The organism is Proteobacteria bacterium CG1_02_64_396 (genome assembly GCA_001872725.1).
In the GTDB taxonomy this organism is placed as follows: Bacteria; Pseudomonadota; MNWR01; order CG1-02-64-396; family CG1-02-64-396; genus CG1-02-64-396.
Genome location: MNWR01000050.1, coordinates 1 through 15,781 on the forward strand (window position 1 = coordinate 1; position 15,781 = coordinate 15,781).

Below are 15,781 nucleotides of genomic sequence, written 5' to 3' on the forward strand. Positions count from 1 at the left end.
GCTGTCGGCCACGATGAGTTTCACCCCACACAAACCCCGGCGTACCAGGGAGTCGAGGAAGCCGCGCCAATGAATCTCGGCCTCGGAAAGCGCCACCGAAACCCCCAGCACCCGGCGATGGATGCCCCCGGTACGCACTCGTTCATAACGGGCATCGAGAAACACGTAGGGGGTTGGCCCCAAAGGGCGCTGGCGCCAAGCGGCGAGCCCCTCGTCGAGGCTCTGGGCGGCCCGGCTGACCTGCGTCGAGGAGATCGCCACCTGCGGTCCCACCAGTTTCTGCAACACCGTGATGACCTACCCCCTGGACGTACATCTCGGCCAAGGCAAGGTTCACGGCCCGTTCGGTACGAGACCCTTTTTCCAGGGCGCTGGGGTAAAAGCTGCTGTCGCGCACCTGGGGTCCCTCGACGGTGATCTCAACAAGACGGGTCGTCATGGTTTTGGGTTTGAAGCCGTTGGCATAGCCTCGGCGCTCGCTGGTACGTTCAGGGGTGGGCGCCCAAATATTGCGCCGGTTCGATCTTGCAGGCCTCGTTGATCAGAATTCGAAGCGCCTCTCCGGCGCCATCCAGGCCCTGATTCAACAACGCCGAAAAAGCCCCTCCAAGGGGTGGCCGGGGTCGACATGCACGGCCATGACGTCTCTTCTTCAAGGATGAGTGAAAAATGGCATCAAAGAAGAACCTAAGACCCCAGCCAATGGGGAATGCCGCAATTACAGAATGAAGGTTGCACTAACACGCATTCGTTTTATTTAGACTGAAGGATTGTTGCACCGACCGATTGAACCCTAACTTCTTGTCTGCGGTACTTAAGCAAGGGGCCGAATCCCCCCATGTCGCCTTTGCGACAACCCCATCCCCTTGTCGCAAACGATCCCGCCTGAAATACCATAAACCACTGAAAAAACAGTAACTCTGACGCTGGCACCCCGCTTGCGATGACTCGGCTGTAGCTCGGGGAACATCCCTTGAGCGAGTCACCTTGAGCGGAGGTGCCAACATGATTCCCAACCCCATCGACATCGTGGTAGACGACACGACCCTACGGGACGGCGAGCAATCGGCGGGGGTGTCGTTTTCACTGGATGAAAAGATCGCCATCGCCGCGCGGCTTGCTGCCATCGGCGTCCCCGAACTTGAGATCGGCATCCCCGCCATGGGCGAGGAGGAGCGCGAGTCAATTCGGGCCATCGCCGACTTGACCCTGAGCGCCAAACTCCAGGTCTGGTGCCGCATGCACGAGGGCGATCTGGCCGCTTGCGCCGGACTTGCCGTCGACCGGGTCGACCTCTCGATCCCGGTTTCTGATCAACAAATCCACGCCAAATTGGGCATCTCTAGGCAGGCGGTGCTGAGCCGCATCGCCCGGATCGTCCCCCAAGCCCGCGCCATGGGGCTCAAGGTCTGCCTCGGCGGTGAGGATGCCTCCCGCGCCGATCCCGACTTTTTGTTGAAGGTGATCGAAGCGGCCCAGGCGGCGGGAGCTGATCGCTTCCGCTATGCCGACACGGTCGGAATTCTGGAGCCCATCGGGGTGTTGCAGCGCATCGGCAAGATCAAGGCATCGTGCGATCTCGATATTGAAATGCACGCCCACGACGACCTGGGTCTGGCCACCGCCAACACCCTGGCCGCCGTGGTCGCCGGGGCGACCCACGTCAACACCACGGTCAACGGCCTGGGAGAGCGGGCCGGTAATGCGCCGCTTGAAGAGGTGGTGCTGGGGCTGCGCAAGCTTTACGGCATCGAAACCGGCATCGATCTGCACCACTTCCCGGTTCTATCCAAGCTGGTCGAGGCCGCCTCGGGCCGCCCGGTCGCCTGGCAAAAAAGTGTGGTCGGGGCGGGGGTTTTCACCCACGAATCGGGGATTCACGTCGACGGCCTGCTGAAGGATCCGGCCAATTACACCGGGCTCGATCCGGCCGAGGTGGGGCGTCACCACGAGTTGGTGCTGGGCAAACACTCGGGCAGCCAAGGGGTGATGCTGGCCTATGAGGCCATTGGGATGCGGATCGACCGCGAGGCGGCCACCGCGCTGCTGCCCCACATCCGCCAGCTCGTCACCCAAACCAAACACGCCCCCAAACCCGATGAGCTGCGGGCGCTGCTGCATCGACTGCCGACCCAACCGGCGTGGCCCGACCTGGTGCAGTCCGAGGAGATGAGACGATGGGCGTGATTCCGGTCAGCCCTGAGCGGCAAGAGGAGCGGGTGGCCGGGGCCTGGTCGTACCGGGCCGAGGTTACCGAGCCCCAAGCGAAAAAGCCCCAAGCCCGATTGGCCCCAACCCAGGCGGATCAACCCAAGCCCCCCGGCCTGTTGCGGCTGCTGGCCGAGGATGTCGCCTGCGTCAAAAAGCGCGACCCCGCCGCACGTTCGCTGTTTGAGGTGCTGACGATTTACCCCGGCGTCCAGGCGTTGATGGCCCACCGTTTGGCCCATCGGCTGTGGCATTGGCGGCTGCGCTATGCGGCGCGCTGGATTTCGTTCGTCGCCCGGGCCGTCACCAACATCGACATCCACCCCGCCGCCCGGATCGGACGACGGTTCTTCATCGACCACGGCGCCGGGGTGGTCATTGGCGAGACCGCCGAGATCGGCAACGACTGCACCCTCTACCACGGGGTCACCCTGGGCGGCACCTCCTGGGCCAAAGCCAAACGCCACCCCACCCTGGGCGACGGGGTGTTGGTGGGGGCGGGGGCCAAAATCTTAGGGCCGGTGATTCTTGAAGATGGGGTTCGGGTCGGGGCCAACGCGGTGGTGGTGATCGACGTCCCCGCCGGACGGACCGTGGTGGGGATTCCGGGGCGGATCGTGCAGCCGGTGCCGGGTGGCAAGTTGCCCGAGCAAGAGATCGACCTGAACCACCACCTGATGCCCGACCCGGTGGGCCGCGCCATCGCCTGCTTGCTCGACCGCATTGAGGTATTGGAACAACGGCTTGGGGAGGCCCCCTGCGACGATTGCGATCCCGTCGACGGGGTGTGTGGCGCCCAGTCGTTCGGGGAGGGGAAAAGTCCTAAGAAATTGTAAGAGCGCCGCCCCCGGCGCGATGGCTCTTGCCCCCTCGCCCCCCCCAGGGGGAGAGGGTTGGGGTGTGGGGGCGGCCATGCGGGTGAGATGGTTGATTCGTGGGCGACGGCGCTTCGTGCGCGAGGTGTTGGCGGGTGATCCGCCCTGCCCAACGCCACCACCCCTCTCCCCAGGTCTGGGGCGAGGGGACGGTGCCGCCACAGGTCGCTCGGAGACCGGGCTCCTGCACCCGTAACGAACGGTCGTGGCTTGTGGTAGGAGCCCGGTGCAGATCATGCAAATAAATGGGTAGGAGCGCCGCCCCGGCGCGATGGCTCTTGCCCCCTCGCCCCCCCCAGGGGGAGAGGGTTGGGGTGAGGGGGCGGCCAGGTGGGCGAGATGGTTGATTCGTGGACGACGGCGCTTCGTGCGCAAGGTGTTGGCGGGTGATCCGCCCTGCCCAACGCCACCACCCCTCTCCCCAGGTCTGGGGCGAGGGGACGGAGCCGCCACAGGTCGCCCGGAGACCGGGCTTCTGCACCCGTAACGAACGGTCGTGGCTTGTGGTAGGAGGGCGCAGCAGGCAATACCAATAAATCGGTAGGAGCGCCGCCCCGGCGCGATGGCGCTTGCCCCCGCATCCCCTTGCCCCCCATCAGGGGACGAGCGTCGGCACACTGAAACATCCAAGGGATTCCAGGGGGATCCGCCCAATAGGCCCTTGGCCCCCGTGTTCGGCCAACCCCCTTCCTGAAATAAACCGAGGTTCGCCATGACCCCGAACGATCCTCATTGCAGTTTTTGCGGTGCTCCCCGCGCCCCCGACACCCCTTTGATTGCCGGACAAGATGGGGCGATTTGTCCGCAGTGCGTCGAGCTCGCCCACAAGGTCGCCAGCTCCTGGGGACGCAAGCGGGCCATCGCCGACCTGCACCGCGAGCTGCCCAAACCGGCCACGATCAAAACCAAACTCGACGACTTCGTGGTCGGCCAGGATCTGGCCAAAGAGATCCTCTCGGTCGCGGTCTACAACCATTTCAAGCGGCTGCGGCTTGAAAGCCGCCTCGACGGCCAGGGCGAGATCGACGAAGAGGTCGAGATCGACAAATCCAACATCCTGCTCATCGGCCCCTCCGGCACCGGCAAAACCTTGATCGCCTCGACCCTGGCCAAAATCGTTGGGGTCCCCTTCGTGGTGGTCGACGCCACCACCCTGACCCAGGCTGGCTACGTCGGTGAGGATGTGGAGTCGATCTTGGCTCGCCTGCTTGAGGCGGCCGAGGGGAACATCGGGCAGGCGGAGTGGGGGATCGTCTACCTCGACGAGGTCGACAAACTCGCCAAGGCGGGGGAGGGCTCCGCCCGGGTGCGCGACGTCTCGGGCGAAGGGGTGCAGCAGGCGCTGCTCAAGCTGGTCGAAGGGGGGGAGATCAAGGTTCCTACCGGCAAGGGCAAACATCGCGACGGCGAGACCGTCACCCTCGACACCCGCAACATCCTCTTCATCGCCGGCGGCGCCTTCCCCGGTTTGGAAGAGATGGTCGCCCGCCGCATCGCCCCGCCCCACACCGGCGGCGGCTTTCATGCCCGCGTTGTGGCCGAAGAGGATCGCCCCGATCCCGAAACCATGCTGCTCGAAACCACCCCCGACGATCTACGGCTGTTTGGGTTGATCCCCGAATTCATCGGCCGCTTTCCGGTGCTGGCGATACTGGAGCCGCTGGACGAGGCGACCCTGGTCAAGATTTTGACCGAACCCAAGAACGCACTGACCCGGCAGTACCGCAAGCTCTTCGCCTTCGATGGGGTCGATCTGGGCTTCGAACCCGAGGCTCTGACCGCCATTGCATCCGAGGCGATCAGCCGGGGCACCGGCGCCCGCGGTCTGCGTGCCGTGCTCGAAAAACTGCTGCGCCCTCTGATGTTCTCGGCCCCCGATTGGGAGCAAAAGGAGGGGCTGGGGAAACGGCGCTGCGTCGTAACGGCGGGGATGGTGCGGGGGGAGGAGGCGGTTGTGGTCGAGGAGGTGGAAGTGGCTGACGACAAGGAGCGAGTTCGGGCGCGAGGGTAGGTTTTTGGGGAAGCAATACGAAAGGCGGGTTACGCGAGCGAAGGACGCGAAGAAAAGAGTGCCAGCGATTTTAATTCCCCCTGCAGTGCCCGAGAGGTGTGCCGTTGACCGCAAGCACCAGATTCCCAACCCGGGTTAAGAGGGGGGTGAAGCGGCTTTTTTACAGGCGCTGAGCAAGGTTCCCGATGGGGAGCCCGCCAAGCGGATCGGCTTTGATGCCGTCGAATGATTGAATATCGAAAGCGGCCCCAGGGCCGCTTTTTTATTGGGATGCGTGGGGTATCCTGAACGGACGGCAAAGGCCGCTTGCAGGAATTCCCCGTTTGGCGATTGAAGGAGGCGGACATGATTTCCCCCCGGTTACTCCCTTTGTTTGGTTGGGCGTTGGCCCTTTCCACCGCAAGTCTGCTGTCGGGCTGCGGTCCCGACGTAAGTGAGGAGGAGCTGGCCAAGCTGCGCTCCAACCAGACGTTGCTGACCAAGCTGCAAGCCGATGCGACGCAGTGGGCTAAGGAGCGCAAGCAGCTGCAAGAGGCGGTGCAAGCGGCCAAGATCGAGATCGACCGGCTCAGCGCCAGCCCCCAGGCGGCTACCCCTGCCCCTAAAGAGGTCGAGGCCTCCGCCGCCCCGGTAGCGCCGAAAGAGCCCACCCCGCCACCCCCCGCGCCCGTGGCGACCGCGCCGCAATCCCAAGATGTATTGGTCCTGGGCAATCTGCCGATCTTCGAACCGGGCAGCGTCGACATCACCCCCGCTGGGGCGGCCAAGCTCAAAGAGATCGCCCCAGCCCTGCGTCGGGTGGCGGCGGGGCAGAAGATCGTGGTGGTTGGTCACGCCGACCCCATCCCCCCCGGCAAGAACATCAAAGAGCGCCTGCCCGACAACTGGGCCATCTCGTCGGCTCGGGCCCAGGCGGTGATCCGCTATCTGGTTTGGGGTGAAGGGCTCCCCGCCGACCGCTTCGTGCTGGAGGCGATGGGCAGCAGCGATCCGGTGGCCGGGAACGACACCCGTGCCGGACGGCAGCAAAACCAACGGGTGGAGATTCGGATTCAAGGGGGATCTTGAGTGAACCAGGAGGGGCAGCCGTCGGTTTGGGGCGGGTTTTTGGGACCGCCTTCCCATGTGGATGGGGTTTCTGGGTGGGCCAGCCCTGCTGTTGGTGCCGAAAGGCGGACGCGACTGCCACAATCAGGAACGTCAGGAGGCGACCCCGTCGCCGAAGCTCTGCTTACGTTCCTGATTCTGGCGGCCCATCCCTGGGCCGCTCGGAAGCGCTAAGGAAACGCTGATGAAAGGCCTCCTGCCTTGAGTCGGCACGCCACGCAAAAACCAAAAGTAGGCGCCATGAGGCGGCGATGGTTTTTGCTTGGCTTGCAAAATCAACAGGGCTTCGGCGACGGGGTCGCCTCCTACGACAGCGCACCATTTTGGCGGCCCATCCCTGGGCCGCTCGGAAGCGCTAATAAATCAGCGCTTCCTTAAAGGTGGGTTCGTCTTTGCTTCCGCTCATCCCGAGCTTCCCGTTCATCCTGCTCGTTGCAGGTCGAGGGTTTCGGTGCTGTTGCCGTTGCCCCTTGGAGGGCCACGCTCCGTCGTGGCCGCCTTGGCTTTTAAAACACACCCCCCGCAATCAACCAAGAGCCCCGTCTCCCGCTGCCGCTCTGCCCACGTATTCCTTCGATCATTTCTCTACCGCGTTGACCGCGATATCCAGTTGACTGAACGGTGTATGAAAATGGGGTGAAAAGCGGATGCCACCACCGCGTGGTGCGCAGAACACCCCCGCCTGTTGCAACCGGGCAAAGGCTCCATGGGTATCGCCGTCGCGGGGAACAAAGGTGACGATCCCGGCATGACGGGCCGGGTCGCGGGGGGTGAGCAGGCGGTGGCCTGCGGCTTGAAGGCTCCCGATCAACAGCTCGATCCGCTCTCCGATGCGTCGCGACACCACGTCGATCCCCACCTCCTCCAAAAGCGACAGACTCGCCTCCAAACCGTAGATCCCCAGCATGTTGGGGCTGCCCGGCTCAAAGCGACGGGCGGTGGCCGCCGGTTGCCAATCCAGCCGCTCGAAATCCCCAACATGTTCGACCATGTGCCAGCCGAACTGGCGCAATTGCAGCTGTGCCCGCGCCTCGGGGCGGCTGTAAAACAGGGCGATCCCCTCGGGGCCGAGCATCCACTTGTGGCCGTCGGCGGCGACGAAGTCGGCCTGGGCCGCCTCGACGTCGAAGGGGGCTGCCCCCAACTGCTGGATGGCGTCGACGACGAAGAGAATGCCCCGCTTGCGACAGTGGTCGCCGATGGGGGGCAGGTCGAGTTTGAGGCCGACGCCGTACTGCACCGCGCTGAGTGCCACCACCCGGGTGCGCCCGTCGCAGGCGGCGATGATCGCCCCTTCGGGATCCTCCCCGCCGATCTCGGCCCGTCTCACCTCCACCCCCAGCGGGGTGAGCGACTCCCAAACGATGCGGTTGGAGGGGAATTCCTGGTCGCTGATGACCACGTTGTCGCCCGGTTGCCAAGTCAGCCCCCAGGCGATCAGCGACAGCGCCTCGGAGGTGTTCTTGCACAGGGCAATGTCGTCGGGGGAGGGGGCGTCGATGAGGTGGGCCAAGCGACGGCGCAGCCGCGCCTCGACCTCAAGCCACTGCGGGTAATTGAGCGATCCTGCCACCCCGTTCTGCATGGCAAATCCGGCCACCGCATGTACGGTGCGTTGGGGCCAAGGGGCGACGGCGGCGTGGTTGAGGTGGATCAGACCGTCTTGCAGGGGGAATTCGGGGTGCATGGGGCGCTCCTGGAGGCTCTTCGAGGGGGAGGCGCCGCCAGACTGGGGGAAGCGAAGGGGATCGGCAAGGGGTGAAAACAAAAACCCCCGCAGGCCTTTCGGCATGCGGGGGTTTTTGTTTGGTGCCGAGAGCCGGACTCGAACCGGCACGGCTTGCGCCACTAGACCCTGAACCTAGCGTGTCTACCAATTTCACCACCTCGGCACACATTCGAGAGCCGCTTACTGCTGCTGCCCTCGTCAGGGGAGGCGGATTGTTCATATCGCCCTGGGGTCGGTCAACCCCCTCAAGGCGGTATTTCGGCGATTTTTTTCGGGGGATTCGGGGCTGGCGGCTAGGGAAGCGCTGGTTTAATAGCGCTTCCGAGCGGTCCAGGGATGGGCCGCCAAAATGGTGCGCTGTCGTAGGAGGCGACCCCGTCGCCGAAGCCCTGTTGATTTTGCAAGCCAAGCAAAAACGACGTCGCCTCAAGGCGCCTACTTTTGGTTTTTGCGAAGCGTGCCGATTCAAGGCAGGAGCCTTGAATCAGCGTCTGCCTGGGTGAAACGGACGGGTTCTGCCGACTACGAGCAAACCCCAGCCGATCCAAGGGTTTAATCCGAATCGCCCCCGTGTGGCTCGGGCTGCATCGGTCTGAGGGGGCGGATCCACGGTTCGGGCTGGATGGTCACGTGTTCGATTTTAAAACGGTCATGCAGCATGTGACGCAGACCCCCCAGCGATTCGGGCCATTGGGCCAGATCCTCGACCACCACATGGGCGGTCAGGGTCGACTTGCCTCCGTCGATGCTCCACAGGTGCAGATCGTGGACCTCTTTAACGCCGGGGCAGGTCGCCATGGCGTGGCCCACCTCCTCAAGATCAAGCCCGCTGGGCACCCCCTCCATCAGCACATGGATGCTGGCCCGCAGCAGCCGGTAGGCCGAAAAGCCGATGAGCAGGGCGATGGCCAGCGAAAGCAGGGGATCGACCCAGAGCCAGCCGAAGGCGAGGACCGCCGCGCCCGAGAGGATCGCCATCACCGAGCCGAAGAGGTCGCCCAACACATGGAGCAGGGCGCCGCGCTGGTTGAGATCGTGGGGGTCGCCCCCCGAAAGGGTCAGCGCTACCACGATGTTGACCGCAAGTCCGATCAGGGCGACCACCACCACGGTGGCGCCGTCGATGGCATGGGGGGCTTGAAAACGGGCGATTGCCTCGACGACCAGAAAAATCATCAACGCCGCCATAGTCAGGGCGTTGAACCCCGCCGCCAGCACCTCGACCCGGCCCAGCCCGAAGGTGTGCCGCTCCCCCCCCGGCTTGGCTCCCCAGTGGGCGGCGGCCCAGGCGATGCCGATGGCGGCCGAGTCGGTGACCATGTGCCCCGCATCCCCCATCAAAGCCAAACTCCCAGCCCACCACCCCGCCACCGCTTCGACGGCGGCGAATCCCAGGGTCAGCAAAAAGGCGCGGCGCAACACCGAGGTGGAGGCCTGACCGTGGTGGTGATGGTCGTGCCCGTGCCCGTGGTCATGGTCGTGATGGTGGTGGTGCGCCATGGCGGAAAAGCCTTTTGCAGGAGGGGAGGAGGTCGGGGGACGATACCCCGAACCAAACTACGGAGAAACGTAGGCCGGAAGAGCGCAGCGAGGTCCGGCAGGCAGGCGCTGGATTACCCCCCCCGTCGCAGCACATGCCCAACCCATCCAACTTTTGGACTTGGCGCAAATCTGCGTCAATTGCGGAAAATCGGGTTAAAAACGACCCCCACCCCCCTCAAAACACCTGCCCAATCACCAAATACCCCGCCCAGCGGCTGCGCCCGGCGTAGGCCAGCGCCAGGGTGAGGGGTCCGGCTGCGGTGTTGGTGCCGACGAAGAGGCTGCCCGCCGCCACCCAGGTGTTCAGGTTGGTTTTGAGTGCGCCGTTCCAGGCCGAACCGGTCTCCAGCGATCCCCCGGCGAAGGCGCCCGAACCCAAACCGGTGGGGAAACGGGCCAGCCGTTGGTAGGCCACCAAAGAACCCAGCACCGCGTGTTGCCCGCTTAATCCCCCTTGCGGGTAACCCGACAAGTGGAACAGCCCCCCCTGGGTCGCCAGGTCGTAGATTGGGGTTTGGCTGTTGAGCGAGCTCTCCCCCTGGGCCAGCCCGTACACGGTGAATTCGTGCCAACTGAAAACCTGCCCCAGGGCGGCAGAGACTTTGTGGTAGGGGGCCTGAGCCCCGAATTGCCTGGGAACGGTGGTGAGGGTGACGTGCCCTTGCTGCCCTTCGCGGGGGAAGGCAGGGGCGTCGAGGGTGTCGCGTTTGATGCCAACGGTGAGGGCGACCTGCTGGATCGAGGTGGGATTGAGCCCCACCGGTCCGACCTGGCGGCTTTGCTGCACCCACTCCTTGACGATCCCAGCTCGTCCCTCCCAGGCGTTGTCCCCAAAGGTGGTGCCCAGGTCAAGGGCGATGCGCTCCAGCCGCACCTGATATTTGGCGGTTTGTTGGTCGCCCGAATAAACCCCGCGCGGATAGCGGCGTTCTTCGGCTCGGGGGGCGACGAACCACACCCCTTCGGGATCAAGCGGCTGATACCACTCGCTGACCAAGAAGTGTTCGGTCCCGAGCAGCACATCGTTGCGCCATTCGGCCCCCCAGTGGCTCAGTCCAGTGGAGAGCAGGCCAAAACGTAGGCCGTAGGTGTTGTCGCCGTTGCTGGCAGCCTGCAAGGTCACCCCGGTGCGCAGGTAGTGGGGCCCCCAGGATTTGCCGCTCAGGTGGATGAGCAGCCCGGTCTGTTCCTCGCCGTTGGGTCCGGTTCGGCGCGTGAGATCGAAGCTGACCTGTTCAAACAGCTCCATGCCGTAGAGCTTGGCAAAATCGTTTCGGAGCTGCTCCAGGTCGAGCGGTTGCGCCAAGGGGATACGGAGGCGGGCGCGGATCGCGGCGTCGGGGACATCGGAACGGTTGTCCAGGTCGACAAAAGCCACGACGGGGGGGGCGGGGCGGGGTGTTGATGGGCCTGCTGCCATTGGGCGAAGGACTCGGCGGTCAGGGCGAGTTGGGCGAGTTGGGCGAGCTGGTCGATCTGGTTTTGGGCGGCTCGGGCACCATGAGAAACCGCCTGCATCGCCTTATCGAAACTACCTGAGCCAATACCCGTAAGTCGTGGTTGAATCAATATATCTTGAGCGCCAATAGTAGCGATCTGCGCCTGGGTATTGCGGATGGTGACCAGGGTGGTGACCTGGTCGGTGACGCTGACGACCGAGTCGAGTTGGTCGGCTTTGTAGAGGGGGGCACCGACGTTGACGGCGATGACGATGTCGGCCCCCATCGCCCGCGCCACGTCGATGGGCAGGTTGTTGTCGATGCCGCCGTCGATCAGCAGCATGCGGGTGCCGTCCTCCTCGACCCAGGGGACCGGAGAGATCAGCCCCGGAATCGACATACTCGCCCGCATGGCGGTGGCCAGATCGCCGTGATCGAGCACCACCGGCTTGCCCGAAACCAGATCGACCGCCACCGCCCGAAAGGGGATGGGTAGCTGGTTGAAATCCTGGCGGTAGGCGGTATGCAGGGCGAATTTTTTGAGCAGAAATCCGAGCCGTTGCCCCTCGATCAACCCTCGGGGTAGCGCAGGAATTCCGTCGTTGTGAAAACCGAGGGTCGCCCCGACCTGGTAGGCCCGGTCGTCCTCTTTGCGCCGGAAGGTCAAATCATTGCGGGGGGAGGCGTCGCGCAGAGCGTCGCCCCAATCCACCGATTGCATCAACGCTTCGATCTGCTCCGGGCTCAGCCCCGAGGCATAGAGCCCCCCGACAATGGCGCCGAAGCTGGTTCCGGCAACGTAGTCGATGGGGATGTGCAGCGACTCCAAGACCTTAAGCACCCCCACATGGGCCGCCCCTCGCGCACCGCCGCCGCCCAGCACCAAACCGATGCTGGGGCGGTGCAGGATGGTCGCTGGAGGGGGCTCCTCGGCCAGGGCCAGGGGTGAAGCTAGGAGCAGAGCCCAGACCGACAAGAGAAACAGGGGCAGGCGCATGTTTGCCTTCATGGGGGGGGCCGAAAAAAGCGGTGATGGGGGTGGGGAGGGTAGCGGTTTGCAGGATTGGACCCAAGCCGGAAGGGGGTCCCGGTTATCGCTGTTCCACCTCCCGCAACAAATACCCCGCCGCCAGAGCGGTCAGTCCGGCGGCGGCGGCAAAGGCGCTCTCCATGCCGATCCGTTCCCAGAGCAGACCCAAAAGCACTGCCCCCGGCAGGACCAGCAAGCCGCTGAGCAGATGGTACAGACCGAACAACGTCCCCTTCTGGTCGGCGGGGGCCAAATCACCAATCAAGGCCCGCTCCGCCCCCTCGGTCATGGCCAGGGCGGCGGCGTAGACGAGGAAAAGCCCCCAGGTCGTAAGCCCACCCGCAGGGATCAACGCCAGCGCCAGCAACAGAACCACCCGCAGGCTCCATCCCAAACGGACCACCTGCAGGCGGCCCCAACGGTCGGCGGCGATTCCGGCGGGGATCGAGACCAACGCCTTGACCAGACTGGCGGCTGCCCAGATCAGGGGAACCCAGGCAATCGCCAGTCCCCCCTGAAAAGCCCAGAGCACCAAAAAGGCCTCGGGGGTGGTCGCCAGGGCAAGCACCCCGGCGGCGATGACCAGACGGCGCAGCTTGAGATCAAGGGCGCGCCAGCGCAGCGGGGCGGCGGGTAGGGCGCGGGGGACTGGAGGTGGTTGCGGGCCAAACACGAGCAAAAGCACCACCAGCAAACCGGGGACGACCGAAGCCCAAAATACCTGGGTCATCTCCAGCCCCCCCCATTGCAGCAGGGCGAAGGCGATCAGGGGGCCGAGGGTCGCCCCGGCGTGGTCCATGGCGCGGTGGAATCCAAAGGCCCGCCCCCGGATGCTCGGATCGACCGCCGCAGCGATCAAGGCATCGCGCGGCGCGGTGCGCAACCCCTTGCCGACCCGGTCGAGCACCCGCATCGCCAGCACCCAAACCCAGCCAAAAGCCAGGGCAATCAAGGGGCGAACCAGGTTGGAGAGGGTGTAGCCCGAGACCACCAGCCGCTTGTGGCCAACCCCCCGGTCGGCCAGCCAGCCCGAGAACAGCTTGAGCACACTCACCGCCGCCTCGGCCCCCCCCTCGACCAGCCCCACCACCGCCGGCCCGGCCCCCAGGGTGGCGGTTAAAAAGAGGGGAAGCAGGGGGGTAATCATCTCGCTGGCCACGTCGTTGAGGAGCGAGGCCAGCCCGAGGACGATCACGGTGCGGGGAAGAAGGTGATTCATAGAGGGAGTATGGCGGGGATTGGATCGGCGGGTAGGGGGAGGCTGGGGGGGGTGCCGCTTCTAAGCGCGGCCGAGGTAGGCTCCTAGGGAAACGCCGATTAAAGGCCTCCTGCCTTGAATCAGCACGCCTGGCAAAAACCAAAAGCAGAGCTTCGGCGACTTAGGTCGCCTCCTACGTTCCCGATTCTGGGCTGCTCGGATGCGCCGATTAAATCAGCGCTTCCTTAGGGCTAGGTTGGCGACGGTGTTTGATCTTGCTCTTTGGAAGGCCACGCTCCGTCGGGGCCGTTTTTTTCATTGTGCCAAAGGCGGCGCGACGGAGCGCTTCCCTCCAGGGGGGTGGGGGTTTGGGGGAGGGGTGCTGTCTCTTCGATTCACAGGGCAGAAATCCGCGCCACACCTCTCTACGAAACCTTCGCCATCTCCTCCGGTGTCGCCTCGGGCAGCGCCTCGGGCAGGCGGCGTCCCACCTCGTTGGCGAGCAGGGCAAATTCCTCGACGCTCAAGGTTTCACCCCGACGCATCGGGTCGATGCCGACGGCGATCAGCGCCTCGCTGGCCGCTTCGGGCAAGACCTGCCGGATGGCATTGGAGAGCGTCTTGCGGCGCTGCGAAAAGGCGGCGTGCACCGTGCGGCGCAAGACGTTGAGGTCGTCGACCGGGAAGCGGGGCTCCTCTTGCACCGTCAGGTGGATAACCGCCGATTCGACCTTGGGGATCGGATAGAAACAGCCCGGTTTGACCTTGAGCCGCACCTTGCCCTGGCAGAAGAGCTGGGCCATGACCGAGAGCGCCCCGTAGTTCTTGCCGCCGGGGGGGGCGACGATCCGTTCGGCAACCTCTTTTTGGAACATCAAGGTCATCGACTCGATGTAAAACCGCTCGTCGATCAGTTTGAACAGGATCGGGGTCGAGATGTGGTAGGGGAGGTTGGCGACCAGGTGAAACTTGCCCCCCAGATGCGCGGCGACTTTGCCGTAGTCAACCTTCATGGCGTCGTTCTGCTCGACCTCCAGGATTTTGCCCACCGGGGCGTATTCCTCTTGGATGTCTTGCAACAGAGGGTAGAGCCGCTCGTCGAGCTCGATGGCGTAGACCCGTCCCACCTTTTCGAGCATGGGGGCGGTCAGGGCGCCAGGGCCGGGTCCGATCTCAACCACCCGATCCCCCGCCTGAACTCCCGCCGCTTCGATGATGCCGTAGACCACCGCCTCCTCGATCAAAAAGTTCTGTCCCAGACTCTTCTTGGGGTCGATGCCGAAACGTTTGAGGCGATGGAACATGGCGGCGCTCATGCGGACTCCTGGGGTGATTGGGTCATCGAAACGGCGGTTTGGATCGCCACGCTCATGCTGGCCGGATCGGCGATTAGCTGCGGGGCGATGTCGAAGGCGGTGCCATGATCGGGGCTGGTGCGGGGAAACGGGAGCCCCAGAGTGACGTTCACTGCGCTACCAAAGGCGTGCATTTTGAGCGGGATCAGCGCCTGGTCGTGGTAGGGGCAGATCACCGCGTCGGCCAGCGCCAGCTTTTGCGGGATGAACAGGGTATCGGCCGAGATCGGTCCGGTCACCTCGATGCCCTCGGCACGTGCTTGTTCCACAGCCGGGGCGAGGATTTCGATCTCTTCGCGTCCGAACTGCCCCGACTCCCCAGCGTGAGGGTTCAAGGCCGAGAGCAACAACCGGGGATGGCGCAGGTGAAACCAGCGGCGCAACCCCGTATCGACCCCCCGGATCGTTGCCAGGGTGCGCTCGGTGGTCAGGGCGTCGGGGACCGACCGCAGCGGGATGTGGGTGGTAATCAAGGCGACCCGAAGCCCCCGCCCGGCCAGCATCATCACCGGTTCGGCCTCGACTTGGGCGGCGATGTACTCGGTGTGGCCGATAAACCCGGCGGCGAAGGGGCGCAGCTGCGCCTTGGCAATCGGGGCGGTGACGATGGCGTCAACGTTGCCCGCAGCCGCCAGCCGTACCGCCTCGTCGATGGCGCTCAAGGCCAGGCGGCTCCAGCCGGGGGAGGGGGATCCCAACACCAACGGTTCGTCGGGTTGCCCTACCGTGACCACCCCCAGGGTGTTGGGGGGAAGCGGCTTGGAAAAATCATCGCCTTTCAGACACAGGATGCGCCAATCGGGGGCGATACGGGGCAGCAGCGCCTCAAACGGGGCGGGGTGGCCCAAGATGATGGGGCGGCAGGGGATCAGATCGGGCGAGGCCAAGGCGCGCAGAATGATCTCGGGGCCAATCCCGGCAGGGTCGCCTAGGGTGATGGCGAGGATGGGGCGGTTCAAAAGTCATCCTCCAGCTCGTTGGGCGGCGCGGTGCGTGCGTCGGAGACCCAGGTGAAGAGTGCCCCGGCCTGCTCCTTCTTGGGCTGGTGGCCCGCGACGGCGGCCACTTCGAGCTCCATGCGCCGGGTGGCCAGGGTGATGACGATCCGGTCGCCCACCTTGAGCGGCGTCCCCGGTTTGGCCACACGGTCGTTGACCGTCACGCAGCCATCCTTGACCACCTCTTGGGCGAGGGAACGTCGTTTGAACAACCGGGCGAATTTCAAAAACAGGTCGAGTCTCATGGATGATGGGTTGCCGTGTGTGGGAATGGGTAGCTTGACGATCC

General features: G+C 64.6%; 12 protein-coding genes, 1 tRNA gene and 1 pseudogene. 4 read left to right on the forward strand and 10 right to left on the reverse strand.

The genetic code is table 11. The features are described 5' to 3' along the window. Positions 1-288, reverse strand: a pseudogene (locus AUJ55_05925) (IS256 family transposase). Between the two features lie 717 nt (positions 289-1,005). Between AUJ55_05925 and AUJ55_05930 the strand changes: the two are divergent. From AUJ55_05930 to AUJ55_05945, 4 genes are all read left to right on the forward strand, one after another. Continuing rightward, positions 1,006-2,187, forward strand: coding sequence for a homocitrate synthase (locus AUJ55_05930; GenBank protein ID OIO57794.1), 1,182 nt, complete (start codon positions 1,006-1,008; stop codon positions 2,185-2,187). After that, positions 2,178-3,044 carry a serine O-acetyltransferase gene (locus AUJ55_05935; GenBank protein ID OIO57795.1) on the forward strand — a complete coding sequence of 289 codons (867 nt, stop codon included), beginning with the start codon at positions 2,178-2,180 and terminating at the stop codon, positions 3,042-3,044. The genes AUJ55_05930 and AUJ55_05935 overlap by 10 nt, the downstream gene beginning before the upstream one ends. 751 nt (positions 3,045-3,795) lie before the next feature. Further along, positions 3,796-5,094, forward strand: coding sequence for an ATP-dependent protease ATP-binding subunit ClpX (locus AUJ55_05940; GenBank protein OIO57796.1), 1,299 nt, complete (start codon positions 3,796-3,798; stop codon positions 5,092-5,094). A gap of 345 nt (positions 5,095-5,439) precedes the next feature. Further along, positions 5,440-6,162, forward strand: coding sequence for a hypothetical protein (locus AUJ55_05945; GenBank protein ID OIO57797.1), 723 nt, complete (start codon positions 5,440-5,442; stop codon positions 6,160-6,162). A gap of 616 nt (positions 6,163-6,778) precedes the next feature. On the opposite strand, the gene AUJ55_05950 is transcribed toward AUJ55_05945, so the two are convergent. The 9 genes from AUJ55_05950 to AUJ55_05990 form a co-directional block, all read right to left on the reverse strand. Further along, the gene (locus AUJ55_05950) at positions 6,779-7,888 is read right to left on the reverse strand and encodes a class V aminotransferase (GenBank protein ID OIO57815.1); all 1,110 of its coding nucleotides are present in this window, start codon (positions 7,886-7,888) and stop codon (positions 6,779-6,781) included. Positions 7,889-8,008: 120 nt separating this feature from the next. Then, a tRNA-Leu gene (locus tag AUJ55_05955) sits at positions 8,009-8,093 on the reverse strand. 389 nt (positions 8,094-8,482) lie between these two features. Beyond that, complete coding sequence (locus tag AUJ55_05960; GenBank protein OIO57798.1) at positions 8,483-9,430, reverse strand: hypothetical protein; 948 nt, start codon at positions 9,428-9,430, stop codon at positions 8,483-8,485. 217 nt (positions 9,431-9,647) lie between these two features. After that, positions 9,648-10,721 (reverse strand): hypothetical protein, encoded by a 1,074-nt coding sequence (locus AUJ55_05965; protein ID OIO57799.1) that lies wholly within the window; start codon positions 10,719-10,721, stop codon positions 9,648-9,650. Next, positions 10,634-11,908, reverse strand: a complete 1,275-nt coding sequence (locus AUJ55_05970) for a hypothetical protein (GenBank protein ID OIO57800.1) — start codon at positions 11,906-11,908, stop codon at positions 10,634-10,636. Before AUJ55_05970 ends, AUJ55_05965 begins: the two co-directional genes overlap by 88 nt. A 94-nt stretch (positions 11,909-12,002) precedes the next feature. Continuing rightward, positions 12,003-13,160 carry a hypothetical protein gene (locus AUJ55_05975; protein OIO57801.1) on the reverse strand — a complete coding sequence of 386 codons (1,158 nt, stop codon included), beginning with the start codon at positions 13,158-13,160 and terminating at the stop codon, positions 12,003-12,005. 404 nt (positions 13,161-13,564) lie between these two features. Further along, a complete protein-coding gene (locus AUJ55_05980; protein OIO57802.1) occupies positions 13,565-14,455 on the reverse strand; it encodes a ribosomal RNA small subunit methyltransferase A in 891 nt (296 codons plus the stop codon). Beyond that, positions 14,452-15,453 carry a 4-hydroxythreonine-4-phosphate dehydrogenase PdxA gene (locus AUJ55_05985; protein OIO57803.1) on the reverse strand — a complete coding sequence of 334 codons (1,002 nt, stop codon included), beginning with the start codon at positions 15,451-15,453 and terminating at the stop codon, positions 14,452-14,454. Before AUJ55_05985 ends, AUJ55_05980 begins: the two co-directional genes overlap by 4 nt. Then, positions 15,450-15,737, reverse strand: coding sequence for a hypothetical protein (locus AUJ55_05990; GenBank protein OIO57804.1), 288 nt, complete (start codon positions 15,735-15,737; stop codon positions 15,450-15,452). The genes AUJ55_05985 and AUJ55_05990 overlap by 4 nt, the downstream gene beginning before the upstream one ends. Between the last annotated feature and the right edge of the window lie 44 nt (positions 15,738-15,781).